At 55.8% G+C, this 20,219-nt stretch carries 23 protein-coding genes, 1 tRNA gene and 1 pseudogene; 17 read left to right on the top strand and 8 right to left on the bottom strand.

Annotated features, from left to right (window positions below; translation table 11 throughout):
- Nucleotides 1-15: 15 nt before the first annotated feature.
- The 5 genes from D1841_RS04795 to D1841_RS04775 form a co-directional block, all read right to left on the bottom strand.
- On the bottom strand, nucleotides 16-468 hold the full coding sequence (locus D1841_RS04795) for an 8-oxo-dGTP diphosphatase (RefSeq protein ID WP_160641525.1): 453 nt from the start codon (nucleotides 466-468) through the stop codon (nucleotides 16-18).
- A 13-nt stretch (nucleotides 469-481) separates the two neighbouring features.
- Entirely contained in the window at nucleotides 482-934 is a 453-nt protein-coding gene (locus tag D1841_RS04790; protein ID WP_160641524.1) for an 8-oxo-dGTP diphosphatase, read from the bottom strand.
- 10 nt (nucleotides 935-944) lie between these two features.
- On the bottom strand, nucleotides 945-1,406 hold the full coding sequence (locus tag D1841_RS04785) for an 8-oxo-dGTP diphosphatase (RefSeq protein WP_161879890.1): 462 nt from the start codon (nucleotides 1,404-1,406) through the stop codon (nucleotides 945-947).
- A gap of 12 nt (nucleotides 1,407-1,418) precedes the next feature.
- Nucleotides 1,419-1,901, bottom strand: coding sequence for an 8-oxo-dGTP diphosphatase (locus D1841_RS04780; protein ID WP_161879891.1), 483 nt, complete (start codon nucleotides 1,899-1,901; stop codon nucleotides 1,419-1,421).
- Nucleotides 1,902-1,963: 62 nt separating this feature from the next.
- Nucleotides 1,964-2,050 (bottom strand) — tRNA-Ser (locus D1841_RS04775).
- Between the two features lie 214 nt (nucleotides 2,051-2,264).
- On the opposite strand from D1841_RS04775, the gene D1841_RS04770 reads away from it, so the two are divergent.
- From D1841_RS04770 to D1841_RS04710, 13 genes and pseudogenes are all read left to right on the top strand, one after another.
- Nucleotides 2,265-3,809 (top strand): hypothetical protein, encoded by a 1,545-nt coding sequence (locus tag D1841_RS04770; protein ID WP_160641516.1) that lies wholly within the window; start codon nucleotides 2,265-2,267, stop codon nucleotides 3,807-3,809.
- 41 nt (nucleotides 3,810-3,850) lie between these two features.
- Nucleotides 3,851-5,971: an RNA degradosome polyphosphate kinase gene (locus D1841_RS04765; RefSeq protein WP_160641515.1), complete on the top strand. Its 2,121-nt coding sequence runs from the start codon at nucleotides 3,851-3,853 to the stop codon at nucleotides 5,969-5,971.
- Nucleotides 5,972-6,095: 124 nt separating this feature from the next.
- Entirely contained in the window at nucleotides 6,096-6,617 is a 522-nt protein-coding gene (locus D1841_RS04760; RefSeq protein ID WP_160641514.1) for a hypothetical protein, read from the top strand.
- Between the two features lie 25 nt (nucleotides 6,618-6,642).
- Entirely contained in the window at nucleotides 6,643-7,719 is a 1,077-nt protein-coding gene (locus tag D1841_RS04755) for a 6-phosphofructokinase (protein WP_160641513.1), read from the top strand.
- Nucleotides 7,720-7,731: 12 nt separating this feature from the next.
- Complete coding sequence (locus tag D1841_RS04750; protein WP_160641512.1) at nucleotides 7,732-8,208, top strand: hypothetical protein; 477 nt, start codon at nucleotides 7,732-7,734, stop codon at nucleotides 8,206-8,208.
- A 96-nt stretch (nucleotides 8,209-8,304) separates the two neighbouring features.
- Nucleotides 8,305-9,171 carry a sugar phosphate isomerase/epimerase gene (locus tag D1841_RS04745; protein ID WP_160641511.1) on the top strand — a complete coding sequence of 289 codons (867 nt, stop codon included), beginning with the start codon at nucleotides 8,305-8,307 and terminating at the stop codon, nucleotides 9,169-9,171.
- Nucleotides 9,168-9,626: pseudogene (locus D1841_RS19735) on the top strand (GNAT family N-acetyltransferase); the annotation flags it as partial. The gene D1841_RS04745 and the pseudogene D1841_RS19735, both read left to right, overlap by 4 nt.
- Before the next feature lie 48 nt (nucleotides 9,627-9,674).
- On the top strand, nucleotides 9,675-10,883 hold the full coding sequence (gene pepT, locus D1841_RS04735) for a peptidase T (protein WP_166554232.1): 1,209 nt from the start codon (nucleotides 9,675-9,677) through the stop codon (nucleotides 10,881-10,883).
- Between the two features lie 41 nt (nucleotides 10,884-10,924).
- On the top strand, nucleotides 10,925-11,983 hold the full coding sequence (locus D1841_RS04730) for a Gfo/Idh/MocA family protein (RefSeq protein ID WP_161879892.1): 1,059 nt from the start codon (nucleotides 10,925-10,927) through the stop codon (nucleotides 11,981-11,983).
- A gap of 5 nt (nucleotides 11,984-11,988) precedes the next feature.
- Nucleotides 11,989-12,504 carry an NUDIX domain-containing protein gene (locus D1841_RS04725; RefSeq protein ID WP_160641508.1) on the top strand — a complete coding sequence of 172 codons (516 nt, stop codon included), beginning with the start codon at nucleotides 11,989-11,991 and terminating at the stop codon, nucleotides 12,502-12,504.
- A 9-nt stretch (nucleotides 12,505-12,513) separates the two neighbouring features.
- Nucleotides 12,514-13,044 carry an NUDIX hydrolase gene (locus D1841_RS04720; protein ID WP_160641507.1) on the top strand — a complete coding sequence of 177 codons (531 nt, stop codon included), beginning with the start codon at nucleotides 12,514-12,516 and terminating at the stop codon, nucleotides 13,042-13,044.
- The gene (locus D1841_RS04715; protein WP_160641506.1) at nucleotides 13,041-13,394 is read left to right on the top strand and encodes an MmcQ/YjbR family DNA-binding protein; all 354 of its coding nucleotides are present in this window, start codon (nucleotides 13,041-13,043) and stop codon (nucleotides 13,392-13,394) included. Before D1841_RS04720 ends, D1841_RS04715 begins: the two co-directional genes overlap by 4 nt.
- Nucleotides 13,388-14,230 (top strand): deoxyribonuclease IV, encoded by an 843-nt coding sequence (locus D1841_RS04710; protein WP_160641505.1) that lies wholly within the window; start codon nucleotides 13,388-13,390, stop codon nucleotides 14,228-14,230. The genes D1841_RS04715 and D1841_RS04710 overlap by 7 nt, the downstream gene beginning before the upstream one ends.
- A gap of 92 nt (nucleotides 14,231-14,322) precedes the next feature.
- Here the strand turns inward: D1841_RS04710 and D1841_RS04705 are convergent, their stop codons facing one another.
- Nucleotides 14,323-15,081, bottom strand: coding sequence for an exodeoxyribonuclease III (locus D1841_RS04705; RefSeq protein ID WP_160641522.1), 759 nt, complete (start codon nucleotides 15,079-15,081; stop codon nucleotides 14,323-14,325).
- Nucleotides 15,082-15,475: 394 nt separating this feature from the next.
- Between D1841_RS04705 and D1841_RS04700 the strand changes: the two genes are divergently transcribed.
- Nucleotides 15,476-16,000: a peptidylprolyl isomerase gene (locus D1841_RS04700; RefSeq protein WP_160641504.1), complete on the top strand. Its 525-nt coding sequence runs from the start codon at nucleotides 15,476-15,478 to the stop codon at nucleotides 15,998-16,000.
- A 373-nt stretch (nucleotides 16,001-16,373) separates the two neighbouring features.
- Here the strand turns inward: D1841_RS04700 and spo0A are convergent, their stop codons facing one another.
- The gene (gene spo0A, locus D1841_RS04695; protein ID WP_160641503.1) at nucleotides 16,374-17,138 is read right to left on the bottom strand and encodes a sporulation transcription factor Spo0A; all 765 of its coding nucleotides are present in this window, start codon (nucleotides 17,136-17,138) and stop codon (nucleotides 16,374-16,376) included.
- Nucleotides 17,139-17,598: 460 nt separating this feature from the next.
- Here spo0A and D1841_RS04690 point away from each other — a divergent pair, with 460 nt between their 5' ends.
- Both D1841_RS04690 and sigE read left to right on the top strand, forming a co-directional pair.
- The gene (locus D1841_RS04690) at nucleotides 17,599-18,438 is read left to right on the top strand and encodes a sigma-E processing peptidase SpoIIGA (protein WP_160641502.1); all 840 of its coding nucleotides are present in this window, start codon (nucleotides 17,599-17,601) and stop codon (nucleotides 18,436-18,438) included.
- 67 nt (nucleotides 18,439-18,505) lie between these two features.
- Nucleotides 18,506-19,198, top strand: a complete 693-nt coding sequence (gene sigE / locus D1841_RS04685) for an RNA polymerase sporulation sigma factor SigE (protein WP_160641521.1) — start codon at nucleotides 18,506-18,508, stop codon at nucleotides 19,196-19,198.
- Nucleotides 19,199-19,250: 52 nt separating this feature from the next.
- Here sigE and rd read toward each other — a convergent pair whose 3' ends face one another.
- Nucleotides 19,251-19,406 carry a rubredoxin gene (gene rd, locus D1841_RS18965; RefSeq protein ID WP_334464272.1) on the bottom strand — a complete coding sequence of 52 codons (156 nt, stop codon included), beginning with the start codon at nucleotides 19,404-19,406 and terminating at the stop codon, nucleotides 19,251-19,253.
- Nucleotides 19,407-19,690: 284 nt separating this feature from the next.
- Between rd and D1841_RS04675 the strand changes: the two genes are divergently transcribed.
- Entirely contained in the window at nucleotides 19,691-20,167 is a 477-nt protein-coding gene (locus D1841_RS04675) for a GNAT family N-acetyltransferase (protein WP_160641500.1), read from the top strand.
- The last annotated feature ends 52 nt before the right edge of the window (nucleotides 20,168-20,219 follow it).

Genomic DNA, 20,219 nt, shown 5'->3' with positions numbered 1-20,219 from the left:
CCTTAAAAAGTTGGTTTAGAACAACTGGCTTTCCCAGCCGCCGTTCTGCCTATCGTAGTAAAACTCGCTGATATCATCTTCCAGGAACACCCGGAGGTTTGCCTCCATGTCCTCCGCCAGGTTCATCCCGGGCAGAGCATCCAGCTCGGCCCAAAAGACCTCCCCTTCTTCCGAAGATTGCAGCTCCCCGGAAAATTTGTCTGTTTTATAAAAGAAAAGCAGGTAACGGGAGCCATCGTCCCGCGTCCAGTCCTTGATGCCGCAAAGGGTGGGATGTTCAATGGCAAGCCCTGTCTCCTCCTTTACTTCCCGGATGACAGAATCGGTAACGCTCTCCCCCGGATCCACATGCCCGCCCGGGAAGGTGATGCCGGGCCAGTTTTTGGCAAGCCTGTTCTGCACCAGCACCTTTGTGCCATCCTGTATCATGCACAGGTTGGTGATTTCCGCTTTTATTTCCCGAGACATAAAAGCCCCTCCTTTACAGCAGCACCTTTTTCGTGCCGCCCTCTTGCCTTACACAGTATAGTTCGCTGAGATTGTCCTCTTGGAACAAGCGGAGGTGCAGTTCCATATCCTTTGCCAGGTTCATCCCGGGCAGAGCATCCAGCTCGGCCCAAAAGACCTCCCCTTCTTCCGAGGATTGCAGCTCCCCGGAAAATTTGTCTGTTTTATAAAAGAAAAGCAGGTAGCGGGCGCCGTTTTCCTTTGTCCATGTCTTAATGCCGCAAAGGGTAGGATGTTCAATGGCAAGCCCCGTTTCCTCCTTCACTTCCCGTATAACAGAAGCCGTAATGCTTTCCCCCGGCTCCACATGGCCCCCCGGGAACGCGATTCCCGGCCACTTAGGATCTTTCCTGTCCTCCACCAGCACTTTTGTGCCGTCCTGTATCACACACATGTTGGCGATTTCCGCCCTTACTTCCCTCATCATACGCTCCCCCTTATTGCAGCACCCAGTGGCTGCCGTCTGTAATTTGGGAATAGACTGTGTAATATAACTCGCTTAATGTATCGTCCAGCAGCACCTCGATGGTTTCCCTCATAGAGCGGGCCAGGTTCATGTGCGGCAATTGTGACCGCTCCGCCCAAAAGACGTTTCCTTCCCTGGAAGGGGCAAGGCTGCCGGAAAACTTCTCCGCCTTAAACAAAAGAACCATATACCGGCTGCCGTCCTCCCGCATCCAGTCCTTTACGCCGCAGAGTTTGGGGCTTTCTATGGTGAGGCCCGTCTCCTCTTTCACTTCCCGGATAACGGAAGCGGTAATGCTCTCCCCCGGCTCCACATGCCCGCCAGGGAAAGTGATGCCCGACCAGCCGGGCTTTGCCCGGTCCTGCACCAGCACCCTCGTGCCGTCGCACACCACGCACATGTTTGTCAGTTCCACTGCAACTTCCCTGGACATTTCCATCCCCCGTTACTGCAAGGTATATTGCCAGTCCTCATAGCGCCACGGGCCTGCAGGCGCGTTTTTATCCTTTTTCTCGTAATATAATTCGCTGATATCTTCTTCAAAGAAAACCCGGAAGGTTTCCTCCATGCCGCTGGCAAGCTGCATGGCAGGAAGGCTGTCCCGCTCTGCCCAAAAAACCTCCCCCTCTTCCGAAGGCTTCAGTTCCCCGGAAAACTTTTCTGCTTTATAAAGGAAAGCCACTTCCAAAAGGCCCTCTGGCCCGCCCCAGGTTTTAATGCCGCAAAGCCTGGGGTTTTCTATGGTGAGGCCCGTCTCTTCCCATACCTCCCGGATAACGGAAGCGGTAATGCTCTCCCCCGGCTCCACATGCCCGCCAGGGAAAGTGATGCCCGACCAGCCGGGCTTTGCCCGGTCCTGCACCAGCACCCTTGTGCCGTCGCACACCACGCACATGTTTGTCAATTCTATGTTCACTTCATAGCCCATACATCCACCCTCCTGCAAAAAATGAAAAGAGCGCCGGGCAAATGACCTGGCGCTCTCTGCTATGGCGGAGAGGATGCGACTCGAACGCACAATGCCTTGCGGCACACCACATTTCCAATGTGGCTCCTTACCAATTAGAATACCTCTCCGTATCCCCTATCGGCTTTACAAGTATACCGAATTTTGCAGAAAAAATCAACCCCTTTTTCAAAATTTTTTTAAAAGGTTTTTCCCTTTCCTTTTTGCAGGCAAAAATTCTCAAAAAATATTTGCTTCCCCCCGCCCTGTTTGGTATAATATTGATGAATGCGGGCGCCGCCCGCATGACACATCATGAATTTATACTCTCTGGAGGGATCTTCCTTGAACAAGAAAAGCGCCGCCCCCATAGCGGCGGTCATCGAGATTGGTTCCAACAATGTGAAGCTGCGGGTGTCCCAGTTGTCAAAGGGCAAAATCCAGACCCTGGACAGGCTGGAATATCCCATCGGGCTGGGCCACGACGTGTTTGAAAACGGCAGCGTCAGCTTTGACAGCCTGCGGGAGCTGTCCGCCGCTTTATCCAAATTTTCCGCCGCCCTGCTTTCCTACAATATCGAAAAGCCCCGGGTGGTTTCCTGCTCTGCCCTGCGGGAGGCCAAAAACCGCGCCCTGGTTATCGACCAGCTAAAGGTGCGCAACGGCCTGGACGTGGAGGTTTTGGATGACAGCCAGGAAAAAGCCTATATTTACGGGGAGATTATGGAGCGCCTGGAACAGGAACAAGCCGTAAAGGGAGGCGCGTCCCTTATCGCCTATGTGGGGGCGGGCAGCATCGGCATTGCCGTGTTTGACGGGCAGCAGGCCGTATACTCCCAGAACATCCCCATTGGGCCTTTAAAGCTTCACGACGCCTTAAGCAAGCTGAGAAAAGGCGCCCAGGATTTCCACTGCATTGTAGACGAATATATGGATCTGCTTTTAAGCCGGGTGGATATTTCCGCCTTCCGGGTGCAGAACCTGATTGTCACCGGCTCTCAGATGGGGCGGGTGGCAAGGCTCAGCGGCGCCCGGCAGGAAGGGGAAATGGTGCGCCTGGACGTGAAAAAGCTGATTTCCCTTTATGATGAGCTTCGCTCCATGACAGCGGAAAGCATTGGCCTGCGCTATGGCATGACAGAGGACAAAGCCGCTGTGCTGTACACAGCCCTGTTTGTTTACAGAGGGCTTCTGCGTTTCTGCCCAGGGGCCAAGGAGGTTGTTTCCCCCATAGCGGACATTTCCCAGGGGGTCATGCGGTATATGCTCTCTCCCCGGGCAGACGCCCAGTGGGCGGCTTACCTGCGGAAAAATGCCCTGGCCTGCGCCGAAGCCACAGCCAGAAGCTTTGGGTGCGATTTAGAGCACTCCCAGCGCATCGGGGAATTTTGCTGCAAAATTTTTGACAAGCTGAAAAAAGTCCATGGGCTGGACCCCTCCCGCCGGCTGATTCTGGAGCTTGCCGCCACGCTCCATAGCTGCGGCAGCTTTGTGTGCGTGCGCCAGCACAGCCGCTGCACCTTTGATATGATTAAAGGCATGGACATTTTCGGGCTTTCAGAGGCCCAGGTGCTGCAAATCGCCCTGGTGGCAGGCAGCGTGAACCCCTCCACAGAGGAGGATCCGGAACTTCTGCTCCTTTCCGACAAGGAGCGTCTGGAGGCCATGAAGCTGGAGGCCATGTTCCGCATGGCAAACGCCCTGGACAAATCCCACCGGGAAAAACTGCGGGATTTAAAAATCAGCACAGACGGCGACCGGGTGCTGTTCCGGGCCAAAGCCCGGGAAAACACCCTTTTGGAGCGCTGGGCCTTTGAGGAAGCCTCCCAGTTCTTCCAGAATGTATTCGGGCTTTTGCCGGAGCTGGCAGTGAAATTTGAAGCCCTGTAACAGCCCCTTCCCCCACTTTATAGAGAATTGAGGAATGACCTATGGCAGACAAGAAAATGCCCTATTATAACCGAGAATTAAGCTGGATGGACTTTAACGCCCGGGTGCTGGAGGAGGCCACCAAACGGGAGAACCCCCTAATGGAGCGGCTGCGCTTTTTGGCCATTACAGGCTCCAACCTGGACGAATTTTTCATGGTGCGGGTGGCAGGGGTGAAGGCCCAGGTAAACTCCGGCTACAAGCCCAAAGACACCTTTGACTTAACCCCCCAGGAGCTTTTAAAGGAGCTGGAGGAAAAAACCCACGTTTTCATGGAGAAGCAGTATTCCTGCCTCAGCCGCTCCATTGTGCCCGCCCTGGAAAAGCAGGGAATCTGCTTCCTCTCCTGCGAGGAGATGGACAGCCAGCAGCTCGACTATATCTCCCAATATTTTAAGGAAGTGCTGTTCCCGGTGCTCACCCCCCTGGCGGTGGACAACAGTCGGCCCTTCCCCCTGCTGGCCAACAAGTCTTTGAACCTTGCGGTATACCTAAAGTCCAAAGAAAAAGAGAAAAAAGGGGACGACAAGTGCTTTGCCATTGTGCAGGTGCCGGGCATCCTTCCCCGGTTTTTAGAGCTGCCCTGTGAGGGGGTCCGGGCCTTCACCCTGCTGGAGGACATCATCATGCATAAGCTTGACGAGCTGTTCGAGCTGCATGATATCAAGGCTGCCTGCCCCTTCCGGGTCACCCGGGACTCGGACATGTCCATTGACGAGGAGAGCGAGGACTTCATGAGCGAGATGAAGAAGTCCATCAAGCGCCGGAAAAGAGGCCGCCCTGTGCGGCTGGAGCTGCCTGCAAAGTGCGACAAGAACCTGAAAAGCTTTCTCATTGACATGCTGAAAATCAAAAAGAATGAGATTTACGAGCTGGCCGGGCCTTTAGACCTGACCTTCCTCTCCAAATTCGCTGGCATCAAGGGCTGCGAAAACCTGTGCTTCAAGCCCATCTCCCCGGTGGCCCCGGCAGATTTCTGGGGCTATGACGATATTTTTGCAGCCATCCGGGACAAGGACAGGATGGTTCACCATCCCTATGAAAGCTTCGACTGCGTGGTGAAATTTATCGAGCAGGCCGCTGAGGACGAGGACGTGCTGGCCATCAAGCAGACCCTGTACCGGGTCAGCGGCAACTCCCCCATTATCGCGGCCCTGATTAAGGCGGCGGAAAACGGCAAGCAGGTAACTGTGCTGGTGGAGCTGAAGGCCCGGTTTGACGAGGAAAACAACATCAACTGGGCGCAGAAGCTGGAAAAGGCCGGGTGCCACGTGATTTACGGCCTGTATGGCCTGAAAACCCACTGCAAAATTGCCCTGGTGGTGCGCCGGGAGGAGGACGGCATCTGCCGTTACCTGCACCTGGGCACAGGCAACTACAACGATTCCACCGCGAAAATCTACACAGATGTGGGCCTTTTCACCTGCAACCCCCAGTATGGGGCGGACGCCTCCTCCCTTTTCAACGTGATAACCGGATATTCCCGGCCCCCGGAGTATCAGCACTTTGCTGTGGCCCCTCATGGCCTGCGCAGCTTCTTCAGGCAGCGCATCCAACTGGAGACGGAGAATGCCAAAAAGGGCCTGCCCTGCGGCATCACCGCCAAAGTAAACTCCCTGGTGGATCCGGAGATTATCGGCCTGCTGTATGAGGCAAGCTGCGCCGGGGTGCCGGTGCGCCTGGTGGTGCGGGGCATCTGCTGCCTGATTCCCGGCCTTCCGGAGGTCAGCGAAAACATCAAGGTTATCAGCATTGTGGGCCAGCTTTTGGAGCACAGCCGGGTTTTCCGCTTTGAAAACGCCGGGAACCCCAAAATCTACATGGGCAGCGCCGACTGGATGCCCCGGAATTTAGACCGCCGGGTGGAGCTGGTGTTCCCCATTGAGGACGAGGATTTAAAGCAGCGGGCCTTCTACATCCTGGAAACCCTGCTGGAGGACAACACCAATGCCCGGAAAATGCTGCCGGACAAAGCTTACCAGCACGTCACCCATCGGGGCCGGGCAGCTTTAAGCGCCCAGCAGGCTTTCTACAAAGATGCTCAGGAGCGCCTGAAAGCCCGCCAGCATGTAGAGCATGACAGCCCGCTGATTCCCATTCACACAGCGGAAGAGGCAACGTAAGGGCAAGGCCTTGGGGGTTCTGCCCCCTTAAGAACCCCTTTGGCGCTGCCGCGTGTCACCCTCTTGCATTGCTGGAGGGCTTTCGAGGAGCGGCAAAGGCATGGACGAGTGAAAGGAGGAACGCATGAAAGAGCGCCTTACAACGAATTCACGGAAATGGTTTGGCGTGCTTGTGGCTATTCTGCTCTATTATATCCTGCACGAAGGGGCGCACCTGCTTGCGGCCCTGTGCTTCGATGTGTTCCACCAAATCCGCTTTATGGGGATAGGCGTGCAGATCGCCGCAAGAACAGAGCTTTTAACAGATCTTCAAACGGCTGTCTTTTGTGTGGTGGGCAGTATTGCTTCCCTTATAGGGGCTTATGTGCTGGTGTGGGCGGCGAAGTTCATCACCAAAAGCGGCAGCAAGGTTTTGAAGGCTGCGGGGTATTATGCCACCATAGCCCTGCTGGTGCTCGACCCCCTGTACCTGTCTGTGCTCTACCGCTTTGTGGGCGGCGGGGACATGAACGGCATCCTGCTTTTCGGCCTGCCGGAGATAGGGGTGGAGTTGGTTTACGGCGCCATCGGCGTTGTGAATATATGTATCATCCTGAAATACATTTACCCCGCATACAAAAAAGCATTTGCGGGCAATGGAGAATAAATCTATTATAGAAGGGGTGTTTTCAATGAAAAGAGTAGGCATTTTAACAAGCGGCGGCGACTGCCAGGGCCTGAACGCGGCTATCCGGGGCGTTGCCAAGGGGCTGTATGAGCAGTTTGGCAAGGACGTGGAGATTTACGGCATTAAAGACGGCTACACCGGGCTGATTTTCGGGGAATATAAAAAGATGGAGCCAGGGGATTTTTCCGGCATCCTCACCCTGGGCGGCACGCTGCTGGGCACCTCCCGCCAGCCCTTTAAAACCATCCGGGTCATTGACGAGAACAACGTGGACAAGGTTGCCGCCATGAAAAAGCACTACAAAAAAATGGATTTAGACTGCCTGGTGATTCTGGGGGGCAACGGCACCCAGAAAACCGCCAACCTCCTGCGGGAGGAGGGCCTCAATGTTATCCACCTGCCCAAAACCATTGACAACGACATCTGGGGCACAGACATCACCTTTGGCTTTCACAGCGCGGTGGAAATCGCCACCAATGTCATCGACTGCATCCACACCACTGCCACCTCCCATGGGCGCATTTTCATCGTGGAGGTAATGGGCCACAAGGTGGGCTGGCTCACCCTTTCGGCAGGCATCGCAGGCGGCGCGGACGTGATACTCCTGCCGGAAATCCCCTACGACATCAACAAGGTGGCGAAAACCCTCCAGGGCCGCATTGACAGCGGCAAGAAATTCTCCATCCTGGCAGTAGCCGAGGGGGCCATCTCCAAAGAGGAGGCAAAGCTTTCCAAGAAGGAGCTGAAGAAGGCCCGGGCCGACTTCCGGCACCCCTCCATTGTATACCGCATTGCCGAGGAGCTTTCGGACAAAATCGACAACGAAATCCGGGTGTGCGTGCCCGGGCACTTCCAGCGGGGCGGCAGCCCCTGCGCTTACGACCGGGTGCTGTGTACCCGCCTGGGGGCCACTGCCGCTAAGTGCATCAAGGACAAAGTGTTTGGCGTGATGATTGGCATGGTAAACGGCAAAACGGCACCTGTGCCCCTCCAGGACGTGGCCGGGAAGCTGAAAGCTGTCCCTGTGGACTGCGATGAAATCAAGGCTGCCCGCCAAATCGGCATATCCTTTGGCGATTAAAGGAGGGCTGCCATGGATTTCCGTATTATCTCCCTGCCCCCCTTCACCGCCGCCACCTCCGGGCCAAGCCCGGCATTTGACTTCTCCCCGGAAGGGGTGCTGGGGAGATTCAACGCCTATTTCAGCAGCATAAAGCCGTCTCCCCGGGACAGCTTTATGCCCCGGGATTTCCTGTTCTTCAACCGCGAAAAGAACGGGCTGGAATGGTGGTATGCCTTAGAGGAAGGTATGCCTGACGGAGGCTATGAAAAGGCGGCCTTTGACGGCGGTTTCTATCTCACCTATTTTTACTGGGATCATGACGAGGAGGAAAACCGCAGGCTCTATCAGGAGGCTGTGAAGTATATTGAAGGCAGCGGTATTTTCGAGCTGGACGAAAGGCCCGGCCATTATTCCATGGGCCATATCATCACCCCGCCAGAGGCCATCCAGGCCCTGGGGAAAGGGATGATGGAGGCGTTTGTCCCTGTGAAGCTGAAAGACATATAACTATAAAATATATAACAAAACCCTTCATGTAAAAAATTATAAAGAAAGGAACGATACCGGACACAAGTAGGAATCCTGTATCGTATGGAGGTTCTTATGAAATTTTCTGTCAGCTTATATAGCTTCTACAGCGCCATAAAGGCCGGGGAACTGACCCCCATGCAGTGCATTGGAAAAGCCAAAGAACTGGGCTTTGACGCGGTGGAGGCCGTGGATTTTGTAAACTTCCAGTGCCCACAGGAGGAGATGGCCCAGCAGGCCCAGGCCCTCCGGGCCGAGGCTGAAAAGCAGGGGCTGTGCTTTTCCTCTTTGGCAGTGGCGGCAGATTTGCTAAACGGCAGCGGCGGGGACACCGCCAAAGAAATAGAACGGGTGAAAAAATATGTGGACTTAGCCGCAGTACTGGGCGCGCCCCGTATGCGCCACGACATCACCCAGGGCACAAAGCCTGCCCAAAGCTATGACAGCCTGCTCCCCCGGCTCTCGGAGGCTGTGCGGGAAATCACTGAGTATGCGGCAGCCAAGGGCGTCCTCACCATGACGGAGAACCATGGCTTTTTCTCCCAGGATTCGGAGCGGGTGGAAAAGCTGTATACGGCAGTGGGGCACCCTAACTTTAAGCTGCTGTGCGATATGGGCAATTTCCTGTGCGCCGATGAAAATCCGGCCCTGGCTGTGGCCAGGGTAGCCCCCTATACGGCCTATGTCCACGCCAAAGACTTTATCTGCAAAAGCTTCTATGCCGAAAATCCCGGGGAGGGTGCTTTCCAGACCCGGGCGGGGAACTACCTGCGGGGCACCGTCATCGGCCAGGGGAATGTGCCTGTGAAGCAGTGCCTGCGCACCTTAAAGGCCGCGGGCTTTGACGATACCATTGCCATTGAGTTTGAGGGCCTGGAGCCTTGCGTGGAGGCTGTGCGCATTGGCCTTGCAAATTTAAAGCGGTATTGGGATGAAGTATGATCCGCTATGAAGTACGCCGGGTGAAAAGCCATGAGATCCCGGCGGCCATGGCGCTGATTTGGCAGGTGTATCTGGAATTTGACGCTCCCGCCGAAGGCGGGGGCGCAGCCGAAGCCTTCCGGCAGGAAACCACGGAAAACCCTAAATTTATCCGGGCCTGCCGGCAGGGGATCTGCCCGGTTTACGGTGCCTTTGACGGGGAGGAAATCATCGGCGTGATGATTCTGCGGCCCGACAAAACCCATATCTGCCAGGCCTTTGTAAAAAAGGAATACCACCGCCAGGGCGTGGGTACGGCTGTTTTCCGGTATCTTTTAGCGGACAGACTTCGGAAAAGCCCCGGCCTGCAGGCCATCACCCTGAACGCCACCCCTTACGGCCTGCCCTTTTACCTCCATCTGGGCTTTACAGCCCTGTCGGAGGAGCAGGAAAAAAACGGGGTGCGCTTTACCCCCATGCGGTATGATGTGCAGAAAAATCAAAACAGGAAAGAGGTTTACACTATGTCTGTAAAGGAAACGTTTTTAGATTTAATCTCCTATCCCACCAACTCCGACCCCGCCACTGGCGTCACCCCCAGCACCCCTGGGCAGAAGGTTTTAGGTGCGCACATTGTAGACCTGATGAAGGAAATGGGCATTGAGGACGCCTATATGTCTGACACAGGGTACGTATACGGCACCATTCCCGCCACAGCGGAGGGCCGGAAAACTGTAGGCTTTATCGCCCACATGGACACTTACGGCGGGGTGAAAGGCGAGGACATCAAGCCCCAGGTGATTGAGAACTATGACGGCGGGGACATCAAGCTGGGAGAAAGCGGGCTGACCCTCTCCCCCGCAGACTTCCCCTCCCTGAAAGAGCAGAAGGGCAAAACCCTGATTACCACTGACGGCACCACCCTGTTAGGCGGGGATGACAAGGCCGGCGTGGCGGAGATTCTCTGCGCCGCCAGGGAGATACTCCTGGAGAAAAAGCCTCATGGCACAGTAAAGCTGGGCTTCACCCCGGACGAGGAGATCGGCCAGGGGGCCGACCACTTTGACGTGCAGGGCTTTGGGTGCGACTTCGCCTATACTGTAGACGGCGGCCATCTGGGAGAGCTGGAATATGAAAACTTCAACGCAGCCGCGGCTGTGGCGGAGGTTTCAGGGCTTTCCATCCATACGGGCAGCGCCAAGGGGAAAATGGTAAACTCCATGGAGATTGCCATGGAGTTTGTAGGGATGCTGCCCCGGGAGCAGAAGCCCGAGTATACAGAAGGCTATGAGGGCTTCATCCATCTGGACGGCATCCAGGGCGATGTGGAGCACACCAAAATGGAGTTTATCATCCGCGACCATGACGCGGCGCTCTTTGAGGCAAAGAAAAAGGTGATGGAGGGCGCGGCAGCATACCTGAACGCCAAGTATCCCTCAAAGCCTGTAAAGCTTGCCATCACGGAAAGCTACCGGAACATGAAAGAGCAGATCCTGCCCCACTGGGAGGTAATCGAAACCATGGAGAAGGCCATGCGGGCAAACGGCGTGGAGCCTTTCGCCATCCCCATCCGGGGCGGCACAGACGGGGCGCGGCTTTCCTACATGGGCCTGCCCTGCCCCAACATCTGCACAGGCGGCGCCAATGCCCACGGCAAGCTGGAGTATGTTGTGGCGGAGGACATGGAGGCCATCAAGGACATCATCAAGACCGCGGTGGAAATAGCGGAATAAAAACAAATCAAAATTTTTTGAAGAGTCCAGGGAAACTTTTTTTGAAAAAAGTTTCCCTGGCGGGGTTTGGGGCAGCGCCCCAAGAAAGGACGGAAAGCGCTATGCTGCGGTTTGCAACTATTGGATCCGGATGGATTACCGACGAATATATACACGGCGCCAAGGACAGCGGCCTGTGGGAGCTGACGGCCGTATACTCCCGGGACAGGGCGCGGGGAGAGGCCTACGCTCAAAAGCATGGGGCAAAGCTGGTCTTTACAGATGTGGAGGAACTGGCCCGCTGCAAAGAGGTGGACGCAGTGTATATCGCCAGCCCCAACGCCGCCCACTATGAGCAGTGCCGGGTGCTGCTGGAAGCAGGCAAGCATGTCATCTGCGAAAAGCCCCTGTGCGCCCAGGCGGAAAAAGTGAAAGAGCTGGTGAAGCTGGCAGAAGAAAAGGGCGTCATCTTCTTAGAGGCCATTATGTTCATGCACCTGCCCCAGCGGGCGGTGCTGGAAGAGGCCCTGGGAAAGATTGGGAACATCTCCATGGCAAAAATCGACTTCTGCCAGCGCTCCTCCAAGCTGGACAGCTTCCTGGAGGGGCAGGTGCCCAATATCTTTAACCCCAAGCTGGAAACCGGCTCTTTGATGGATTTGGGGGTATACTGCGTGTATCCTGCCCTGCACCTGTTCGGCAGGCCGGAAAGCTTTCAGGCCGACTGCATAAAGCTTCACACCGGGGCAGACGGGGCAGGCATACTCACCATGAAATACCCGGACAAGCTGGTAACCCTCACCTATTCCAAGCTGGGCCAGGCCGGGGCCAACACCGATTTCCAGGGGAACGAGGGCACTGTCTATGTGGAGTCCGTTTCCCGCCTTGCCAACATCTCCCTGTGGCATAAGGACGGCACAACCGAAAAGCTTTACGGCGAGGACGAAAAGTATAAGCTGATGGGCTGGGAAGCCAAAGATTTTTACCGTTATATCCAGGAGCCGGAGGAAAGCCGGGAAGAGTATGCCCACTGCGTGGAGCTGAGCCTGTGGGTGGCGGAATTTTTGGAGGAGGCCCGCCGGCAGTTGGGGGTGCGGTTTGAAAGCGACAAGGAGGCGTAAACGGGTTGATTGAACTGGCGTTTGACTTACAAAACTACAACCCAGACGGGAAAACGGATAAACGCGTAGCGGCCCGGGGCATCGCCTGCAGGGACGGCAAATACCTGATGGTAACAGGGAACAACGGCGCTTTCCGGTTCCCCGGCGGCGGCGTGGAGAAAGGGGAATCCCTGGCAGACGCCATGTGCCGGGAGGTAAAGGAAGAAAGCGGCTACTCCGTTGCGCCGGAGACGGCGCGGGAATGGGCCGTGGTGCGGGAGCGGCGCAAGGGCCTGATTGCGGACATCCTGGAAATGGATTCTTACTATTTCCTGTGCGAAATAAGCGGGGCCGGCGGGGAGCAGCTTTTGGACGAGGGCGAAGCGGAAGACGGGCTGCGCCCGGTATGGATGGATCTGGAAGAAGCCCTGGCCGCAAACCGCCGCCTGGAGGAAAGCGGCGTCACCGCGCCCTGGCCTGCCCGGCTTCTCCGGGAAATTAAAGTGATGGAACGGCTCCTGCAAGAAGGGAACGCGGTATAAGGAGGAAGCATGACAGAATTTACGGTTGACCTGCACAACTACCCGGAGGGCGGCTCTGTTTTCCGGCGCACTGCTGTGCGGGGCATCATAGAGCGCCAGGGCAAATATCTGCTGGTGCGGGAAAAATACGGGGACTACAAGTTCCCCGGCGGCGGCGCGGAGCCAGGGAAAACCCTGGAGGAAACCCTTCTGCGGGAAGTGCGGGAGGAAACCGGGTATACCGTGGCGGCAGGTTCCCTGAAAAAATGGGGCGTGGTCACAGAGCGCCGCCGGGGGCTGTCCGCGGACATGGTGGAGATGGAATCCCACTACTTTTTCTGCCAGGTGGAAGGCCCTGCCGCAAAACAGAAGCTGGACGAATACGAAGAAGAACACGGGTTTTGCCCTGTGTGGGCAGCGCTTCCGGAAGCCCTGGAGCAGAACCGCCGGGCTGAAAAAGAGCAGGCGGAACTCTGCGCCCGGGGCGAAAGCCCCATCCCCTGGGTGACCCGGGACAGGATGGTGATAGAGCGCCTGCTGAAAGACGGGGGCCAGCCATGACCACCCGGCAGGAGGTGGTGGATTTCTGCCTCCAGTGGCAGGACGCCTATGCCGACGCGCCCTTTCACGATAACAACTGGACAGTGCTGCGGCACAAGTCCAACAAAAAGAGCTTTGCCTTTGTGTATGAGTATCAAGGGAAAATGCGGGTAAACGTGAAGTGCGCCCCGGCAGACACCGCTTTCTGGCGGGGTGCTTACCCCGGCGGCGTGCTGCCCGGCTATCACATGAACAAATCCCACTGGAACACCATTGTGCTGGGGCTGGTGCCGGAGGCGGACGTGAAAAACATGATTGGAGACAGCTTCCGCCTTACGGGGCCAGTTGTAAAGGAGAGAAAAAAATGCTGAAAATCGGATGCCATCTTTCCAGCGCCAAGGGGTTCCTGGCCATGGGCCGGGATGCGGTGAAAATCGGGGCCAACACCTTCCAGTTTTTCACCCGCAATCCCCGGGGCGGCAAGGCCAAGGCCCTGGATTTGGAGGACGTGGCGGCCTTCCGGGCCTTGGCGGCGGAGCAGGGCTTCTTCCCCATCTTAGCCCACGCCCCCTATACCCTGAACGCCTGCGCCGCTGACGAGGGCCTGCGCACCTTTGCCAAAGAAACCATGCTGGACGACCTGCAGCGGCTGGAGCACATCCCCGGCAGCATGTACAATTTCCATCCCGGCAGCCATGTAAAGCAGGGGGCGGAAAGGGGCATCGGGCTTATCGCCGCCCAGCTCAATGAGATTCTCTGGGAAGGGCAGCAGACCACCGTACTGCTGGAAACCATGGCTGGGAAAGGCTCTGAAGTGGGCCGCACCTTCCAGGAGCTGCGGGACATTTTAGACCGGGTGAACCTTTCAGACAGGCTGGGAGTGTGCCTGGACACCTGCCACGTGTTTGACGGCGGCTATGACATTGCCGGGAACCTTACCGGGGTGCTGGAGGAATTTGACAAGGTGATTGGCCTTGGGAGGCTGCGGGCCGTCCACCTCAACGACACCATGAACCCTCTGGGCAGCCACAAAGACCGCCACCAGAAGCTGGGCGAGGGTGAGTTGGGTTTAGAGGCCCTGGAGCGCATCATAAACCATCCGGCCCTGCGGGAACTGCCCTTTTATCTGGAAACCCCCAACGATCTTGCGGGGTATGGCCGGGAAATCGCCCTGATGAAGGGGCTGTACCAAGACAAACCCCAATAAAGCGATAAAAGCGGGAAAGCATTCTCTCATGCTTTCCCGCTGCATTTTACTATGATTTTTCTGCCGCCCTTTTCCACAGGCAGGCTATATAGTTAACGCAGAACCAGCTCTACCGGGCAGTGATCCGAACCCTGCACCTGGGAGAGGATGCGGCTGTCCGCAAGCTGGGGCGCAAGGCGCTGGTCTGCCAGGAAATAGTCGATGCGCCAGCCCACGTTGTTCTGCCGGGAGTTATACATATAGCTCCACCAGGAATAAGCCCCCTCCTGTTCTGGGTAAAAGTGGCGGAAGGTGTCCAGAAAGCCGCAGGCCAGCAGCTCGGCAAACTTCCCCCGCTCCTCATAGGAAAACCCGGCGTTGCCGATGTTTGCTTTGGCGTTTTTCAGGTCAACGGGCCTGTGGGCCACGTTCATGTCCCCGCAGACAATTACAGGCTTTTCCTGCTGCAGGGCCTGGAGATACCCCCGGAACGCGTCCTCAAAGCCCATGCGGAAGCTGAGGCGCTCCAGGCCCCGCTGGGCATTGGGGGTATACACTGTCACCAGGAAATACCCTTCAAATTCGGCGCAGATCACCCGGCCCTCCCCGTCATATTCCTCCTCGCCAATGCCAAAGGACACCTTCAGCGGCTCCTCCTTTGTGAACAGGGCTGTGCCGGAATACCCCTTTTTCACCTGGCAGGAGTTCCAGTATTCATGGTAGCCGGGGAAAGCGAAATCCCCCTGCTCCCGCTGCATTTTCGTCTCCTGCAGGCAGATAACATCCGGCCCTTCCTGCTCCAGAAACTCCGAAAAACCCTTGCCCATACAGGCCCGCAGGCCGTTTACGTTCCAAGAAACCAGCTTTTTCATCATACCGCACCCTCTGGGGCCTGTTTGAAAAACCGCAAACACCATCTTTTACCCAAAACGGGCGTTTTGTCTCAAAAATCTGGCACTTTCTCTATTTTCAAACAGGCCCTAATCCCCTTATGTTTTTACCATCATACCACATCCGGCCCCCCTTTGCAAGGTGGGCATTTGGCGGGGAAATACCCATTGCGGGGCGTTTTATGCAGATAGCGCAAAGTCGTGGGGTTCCACCCCACACCCCGCAACCCCTTTTTAAAAGGGGTTGACCCTAAAATTAAGCATTTAGAAATTCAGTGGGCTTCTTTTTTAGCTTTGCAACTTAGCACCCATTTGACAGCAATTCCCTTTGCGGGTATAATGAACAGAAAGACATTTGAAAACGGAGGTTTCCCATATGCAAAATCCAGTTGTCACGTTCCAGACCAGCCAGGGGGTTATCAAGGCAGAGCTTTACCCCGACGTTGCCCCCAACACGGTCAACAACTTTATCTCCCTTGTCAAAAAGGGCTTTTATGACGGCACCATCTTCCACCGGGTCATCCCCGGCTTTATGATTCAGGGCGGGGACCCCGAAGGCTCCGGCATGGGCGGCCCGGGATACGGCATTAAAGGGGAGTTTGCTTCCAACGGCGTAAAGAACGATTTGAAGCACACCACCGGCGTGCTCTCCATGGCCCGCGCCCAAATGCCCGACAGCGCCGGCTCCCAGTTCTTCATTATGGTGGATGACGCACCCTATTTGGACGGGCAGTATGCCGCCTTTGGCAAGGTATTTGAAGGCATGGAGGCTGCCCAGGCCATTGTTTCCGTCCCCCGCAGCCGGGCCGACCGTCCCGATGAGGATCAGGTGATGGAGAAAGTTACGGTAGAAACCTTTGGCATCGAGTATCCCGAACCGGACACGCTGCCGGAACGGTAAATCTTCATACGGACAAGCAAGATACTGCAAAAAAGGAAAGGCTTCCCCCGCCGCCATACGGCAGGGAGCCTTTCCTTTTTCCTTTCTAAACGGGGCAGGGAGGCGATCTATCACCCAAAGTGTCTTAAAAATCTGCTGTCTTAAATCTTTCTTGTCTTGTTTTCTTATACCATATATAGCGCTTGTTCATTCTTTTTTTACAAGAAAATGTGTAACAGCGTCAGATTTCGACAAATTCCACCCATGTTCTTTGTTATACTATTATCGCGCCGGAAACAGTATGGAGCGGAGCTCAAAAACCAACAAAAGGCGTTGAATGCCTGTAGAAGCACGTATCCCCCCGTCTGAGGGGACGGGGGAATGCACGGGCAGGTCAGGATGCACTGGCCATTTGCAGGCAGAGCTTGTCGGAAATCATGGCAATAAACTCGCTGTTGGTGGGCTTGCCCCGGGTGTTGTGGATGGTATAGCCGAAATAGGAGTTCAGCACATCCACGTCTCCCCGATCCCATGCCACCTCTATGGCATGGCGGATGGCCCGCTCCACACGGGAGCTGGTGGTGCCATAGCGCTTGGCTACGCTGGGATATAGCTGTTTGGTGACAGCATTGATGACCTCCGGATCCTCAATGGCCATCATAATGGAATCCCGCAGGTAATGGTAGCCTTTAATATGCGCGGGAACCCCAATCTGGTGCAGGATTTCAGTCACCTGCACCCGCAGGCCAGGGCTTACAGGCTCCGAGTCAAAATGCCGGCCCCGCAGGGCGTTCAGGGAGAAAATGCGTTCCACCATTTCCTCCTTGTCGTAGGGCGAGAGGGCAAAGTATGCCGCCCCCGCCCCAATGACCTCGCGCTCTAAAATCGGCGTGGTGTAAGAAGCGGTTACTATGTACATGGGCCGGTCTGCCGCCAGCTCCTGGGCCGCTGCATGTATCACGCCGATAGCGTCGAGGCCGGGCATAAAGAGATCCATCAGCACCACCGCAGGCTTCTCCTCTTTAATCCTCTGCACAGCCTTCTGCCCGTCTTTCGGGGCGAACACTGCCAGGCCTCCCCGCTGTCTCAGCTTTTCCAGCGGTTCACGGCCCCATTCGCCGTCATCCGCACATATCAGTATCTTTATTTGCTTTTCCATGCCGAACCTCCCGGTAATATTTTGAAGTGAATAGATCTTACCACATAACCTGTTTTCCTGCAAGTGTTTTCACATAAAAAAGCAAAAAAATATCCTGTCGAATCTGGCGGGATATTTTCCTTTTTCAGGGAAAACAAATTTTTCTACAAATTCAGACATGCAAAAAACTACAATATTCGATGGTGATATTTTGCATAGCCACAATATCATGTATGCTCAAATTTTGTAAACACATGTCGCACATTGCCGTCGAAGCCTGACAGGTTTATCCCCTCTGTATAAACTACAGTTTTTTTATAATATAATTTCTTTGGACAAATATTGCCTTTTCAGAAAAATGTCATGTAGCACTTTTTCACTTTCTGTTTCCTGCACAGCCTTTTTTCCGCCCCTGTCCACAATGCGACAGAATCAAGCCTCCCGCCAGGCTTATAATCATATATGGACTGGGGGGATGCCATTGGTAGTATACGCAGACGTATTCATCATTGTAAACCTGTACATAGACTTTTTCCTGCTGTGGTGTGTCCGGGCTTTCCTGCACCTGGAAGCCAAGGGGGGGCGGCTGGTGCTGGGAGGCCTTTTCGGGGCCTTGTGCGGCCTTATAAGCCTTGTCCCCCTGCCTGCCTGGGCAGCATTACCCGCCGGGGGCGCAGGGGCCTTGGTCGCTGTATGGGGCGCTTTCTGGCCCCTACCCTGGCGGAGGCTGGCCCGGGCCTGGCTGTGCATGTGGCTGTGCTCTTTTTTACTGGCAGGTTTTTTCCTTTTTCTCATCCGGTTCCTGGCCCCTCGGAACATGGCTGTGCTGGGCAGCGCCCTTTATCTGGATATCTCCCTGCCCCTGCTCTTTTTCTTCACCTGCCTGGCCTATGGCCTTTTCTGGGCCATCCAGCGGCTTTTTCCCCGGGACGCCTCCGCCTTGCGGCTGTGTACCCTGCGGGTTTGCCACCAGGGCGCGGCTGTAGAGCTTGCCGCCAAGGCGGACACAGGCAACGCCCTGCGGGAGCCTTTCTCCGGCCTGCCTGTCATCATCTGCGAAGAGAAAGCGCTGAAAGCTGCTGTGCCCCAGCCTGTGCAGGACTTCCTAACCAGCCCCTGCCCAGAGGCCGCCGCCCACCACATGCGCCTGGTGCCCTTTTCCAGCGTAGGAGGCTCTGGCCTGCTGCCTGCCTTCCGCCCGGACTGCGTTTCCATCAAGGGCACCGGGCAAAAGCTGCCCTGTTATCTGGCCGTATGCCGCAGCCCTCTTTCAGCCGGGCAGTTTTCCGCCCTGTTCAACCCGGATCTCTTTCCCGAATGAGGCAGGGCATACGATTTTCCCTATAGAAACGGAGGTTTTTCCCATGTTCCATACGCTGTTCTCCATTATGCGCTTCCATGCCGCCCGTATCTGGCGGCGGCTTTTCCCCTTGGACTGCCACTACATAAACGGCCCGGACACCCTGCCCCCTCCCCTCACCAAGGCCCAGGAGGCCCAGGTGCTGGAAGAGGTGCAAAAAGGCGTGCCCGGCGCCAGGGAGCCGCTTATCACCCACAACCTGCGGTTGGTGGTGTATATTGCCAAAAAGTTTGAAAGCCCTGGCGCCGGGGTGGAGGATCTCATCTCCATCGGCACCATCGGGCTTATTAAGGCAGTGAACACCTTCCGGGTGGAGAAAAACATCAAGCTGGCCACTTATGCCTCCCGGTGCATTGAAAATGAAATCCTCATGTACCTGCGGAAAAGCTCTCAACTGCGCAACGAAATTTCCATCGACGATCCCTTAAACGTGGACTGGGACGGGAACGAGCTGCTGCTTTCCGACCTGCTGGGCAGCGACCCGGACGCGGTGAACCGGGGCGTGGAGCAGGAAGCGGAAAAGGAACTGCTCCTCAGCGCAGTCAGCCGCCTGCCGCCCCGGGAAAAGACCATTATGGAGCTGCGCTTCGGGCTTGCCTCTAAAAAAGAGCACACCCAGAAGGAAGTGGCAGACGAGCTGGGCATCTCCCAGTCTTACATCTCCCGGCTGGAAAAGCGGATTATCACCCGGCTGCGGCGGGATTTGGAGAAGGCGGGGTAAGCGCCTGCAGGGCAAAAAAGCGGCACAGCTTTGCGCTGTGCCGCTTTTTGCTTTACTCTTCCACGAACTGATCCTTTCCCAGGCCGCACAGGGGGCAAACCCAATCCTCAGGGATGTCCTCAAACTTGGTGCCAGGGGCAATGCCGTTATCCGGATCGCCCAGGGCGGGATCGTACCGGTAGCCGCAGGCTTCGCAAACGTATACCACAAGAACGCCTCCTTTGCAAAAATCTATTGTATTATAATATGCCCTGGGCGCAGGTTTTTTATTCCAATTCAGAAATATAGTCCAGCAGCCCCATAAAAATTTACGCAGCCCACCTTCTCCCCTTCCCTCCCAGGCAAAAAAACTATCAAAATCCTCCATTCTTTTTTCACTTCTTTCTCCAATTTCCCAATTTCTATTGCAAGCATGGGTAATTTGTGTTACGATCATCTAAACATTAAAGCAGCAGGCCGTTTTTGGGGCTGCATAGAAAGGAGGTGTCTCCGATGGTTCTGTTTACCATCCGCTCCATGGTTCTGGCAGATTATCCCGCTTTCGATAGGTTCGATGGTGCCCTGCACGCCATGCACCAGCAGGCCCGTCCTGATTTGTTTGCCCCCTGCGGGCATCTCTTTACTCAGGCGGATTTTGAAAAGCTGCTGGCCTCTCCTAATGAAATCGCCCTCATCGCCGAGGTTGGGGACAGGCCCGCCGGCATCTGCATGGCCACCATAAAAGAACCGCCCGCCGCGCCTTTCCTCCATCCCGTAAAGGCTGCCCATATCGGCGATCTGTATGTGGCAGAGGAATACCGCAGAGCCGGGGTGGGCAGGGCGCTGATAGAGTCTGTAAGACGAGCGGCAGGGGAAAAAGGCGCCGGGCGCATCACCCTGATGGTATGGCCTTTTAATTCAGATGCCTTGCATTTTTATGAAAAACTAGGATTTGCCACCCGTTCCGTCACTTTGGAAGCAAAGCTGTAATACACAAAGTCACTGTGATGTATTAGGGCTTTTATTCAAATATTCTTTTGGA

The organism is Neglectibacter sp. X4, assembly GCF_009917365.1.
GTDB lineage: Bacteria > Bacillota > Clostridia > Oscillospirales > Acutalibacteraceae > Acutalibacter.
This window is presented reverse-complemented; position numbering and strand designations above follow the sequence as displayed.